Origin of the sequence: Xenorhabdus japonica (genome assembly GCF_900115195.1) — a bacterium.
In the GTDB taxonomy this organism is placed as follows: domain Bacteria; phylum Pseudomonadota; class Gammaproteobacteria; order Enterobacterales; family Enterobacteriaceae; genus Xenorhabdus; species Xenorhabdus japonica.
The window spans coordinates 1-2403 of sequence record NZ_FOVO01000076.1 but is presented as its reverse complement, the minus strand read 5'-3'; the positions used below and the strand labels follow the sequence as shown (position 1 = coordinate 2403).

The 2403-nt window shown below is 37.5% G+C and carries 2 protein-coding genes and 2 pseudogenes; 1 reads left to right on the top strand and 3 read right to left on the bottom strand.

Features of this window, described 5'->3' with window-relative positions:
* Window positions 1–60: 60 nt before the first annotated feature.
* Complete coding sequence (locus BM135_RS17775) at window positions 61–192, bottom strand: hypothetical protein (protein WP_281244157.1); 132 nt, start codon at window positions 190–192, stop codon at window positions 61–63.
* 413 nt (window positions 193–605) lie between these two features.
* Window positions 606–848: pseudogene (locus tag BM135_RS16300) on the bottom strand (antiterminator Q family protein); the annotation flags it as partial.
* A gap of 153 nt (window positions 849–1001) precedes the next feature.
* On the opposite strand from BM135_RS16300, the pseudogene BM135_RS17625 reads away from it, so the two are divergent.
* A pseudogene (locus BM135_RS17625) lies at window positions 1002–1614 on the top strand (ISAs1 family transposase); the annotation flags it as partial.
* 164 nt (window positions 1615–1778) lie between these two features.
* Here the strand turns inward: BM135_RS17625 and BM135_RS16290 are convergent.
* Entirely contained in the window at window positions 1779–2150 is a 372-nt protein-coding gene (locus tag BM135_RS16290) for a LecA/PA-IL family lectin (RefSeq protein WP_092521570.1), read from the bottom strand.
* Window positions 2151–2403 lie beyond the last annotated feature (253 nt).

The following is a 2403-nucleotide window of genomic DNA, read 5'->3' as shown; positions in this document are numbered from 1 at the left end:
CGAGATTACAAAACACCGAATGAGTTATTTAAAGGAATACCCACTCATTTACTTCGTTCATTACGGTGTTGCGCTTAATATGTGAATCCAAGCATTATTAATTTTTTTCGGCTTGGCCATATCCGAATCAAACATATTATAATCTACGATTGATTGTAAATCCAAATACATTTCTAAGTTAATATCAGACATTATAGCACCCTCATTAGTTAATTGAATTATTATCTTTCATACATAACCAGAATAACAATGGGCCCATATTTAATTAGCAAGCTGCTTACACCACTACCATACCAAAGAAAAACAAAATAAAAACATTAAAAATTAGCATTTATGAAATTAAACTTGTCACAATAAAATATATCTGAATTATATTCACGCAATATTTATTAACAATAATATTGAGAATAATAATTTAAATTTTTTATTTTACTCTTCTGAAATGATATAAATCAAAATAACGCGACTACAAACAATTATGCATTTTTAATCTGTAATGACATAAAAAAACCCCGCCGAGGCGAGGTATGATAATTCAATAAGCTGTGTGACATTGCTATCAATCTTATCACAATAGCAGCATTTTTACGTACGTAAAGTTATTTTCAAAAATTACTGCATAATTGATGTGAGCTAATATTCATTGGTTCTTTTTGGACGCATTTATCCATTTCTAATGGGATATCTAACATCATCAACATCCCCTCAATCATTCCCTCAGCTTTTTGTGGCCTCTTCCCGATGTGCGTGTCAGAGCAATGATGATCACGCGCCAATTGCATGAACGCTTTACCGAATACGTAATAGTCGAACAGTAAATCATGCGCATCGCTATTTTTCTGGTTCAACTACCCCAACGTTAACAATGATTTTTGTCGCATCCTGCTCAAAGCGATGGATAATCAGATCAGGGCGAGAGCGTGAAAATTTTGTTAACAACATTCAGATTTGACCGACAGGAACAGATATGATCTGATACGCTTTTTTCTCGGAATTACCCCATAAATATTGATGCTTTTTCTCAATACTTTGGTGAGTTAACCGACCCTCGCCAATCTGCCAAAATCAGTTACCCTTTATTTGATGTGCTGTTTCTGACCATGTGCGCCATTATCGCCGGGGCAGAAGGATGGGAGGATATTGAAGATTTTGGAAAAACATATTTGGACTGGCTCCAGAAAAAAGGCCTATTTCCAACAGGGTTGCCTGTTGATGACACCATTGCTCGTATTATCTCGCGCCTTGATCCAACTCAGTTCCAGCCGTGTTTTATTCAGTGGGTTCAGGTGGTCAATGACCGAACAGAAGGAGAAATTATTGCCATTGATGGGAAAAGATTGAGGGGCTTTTATGATCGGAATACAAGAAACCTTGTATCGAGCTGTGAAGTAGGCATTGTCAACACAGGTATCAGCTGTCAGCAACGCAGAAAATGTCATCCGGGAAAAAGGACATGGATGCACTGAAGCGCGTGAATATCACGTCTTACCGGCGGGCGAGTTGACTCAGGCGTTCCCTGAATGGAAAGGTTTAAAAAGCATTGGTGTGGCAATAGGTTATCGAAGGGATAATAAAGGAAAAGAGTCATTGGACTCTCGTTACTACATCACTTCCCCTAATATATGATCAGAACTTTCCTAATCTGTGAAGTGGAAAGAGAGCTAATTTATAGGCATGTGATAAAAAATATATTTCAAATTAAAACTGTATTTTATGGTTATTGTTGATGGAGTTGACATTTAACCCGCAGAAAGTCACGGGTTAGATAATGAGATTATTTATTGTATTTCTTCGAGAGGAGAATAACGTGATTCTATTTTAACGTTAACATAAAAGTCATCGGAATTATCTTGATAATAGGTATCTAAAAATAAAAGGGTTAATTCCCCATCTGTGGTAACTGTTCTGTGGAGTACACCATTTCCTATTTTATAGGTACTGTTTCCAATTTTAGCTACGAGTGAGATGAGTGGTTCTGGCCTTGGGTTGGTGGGTATAGAACTCTGAGGTGCTGCCCAGTAATTATCTGGATGGCCGTATTTTATCCACCCTGTCGCAATGATGGATATTACATCCCCTTTTTGGAGTACAAGCCCTGTCGGTTGACCTTGCGCTAGTTTGCCGGGAACAGTTCCAGACCAATCATACATAGTATTACCTCCAATTATGTCTTTATAACTTTATGAAGGTGGGTTACTTCTCCGCCAGTGAACATCAATAAAATAAGTTCATCAATACTGGAGAGAACTTCTGATTAGGATGGCACGGAATGGCAGATAGCACATTAACAAAATCTGTCGCCTATGGTTAGGGCAAACGGGTCTAAATTGAACAGTTAGTTCAGTGATGTGCCTTCAGTACATAAAGGTAGGAACATTGATGATCGTTTGTGATTTACAATCC

Bases quoted from the DNA above. Each gene is read 5' to 3' on its own strand.
- BM135_RS16290 (WP_092521570.1), bottom strand. From the start codon at position 2,150: ATGTATGATTGGTCTGGAACTGTTCCCGGCAAACTAGCGCAAGGTCAA.
- BM135_RS17775 (WP_281244157.1), bottom strand. From the start codon at position 192: ATGTCTGATATTAACTTAGAAATGTATTTGGATTTACAATCAATCGTA.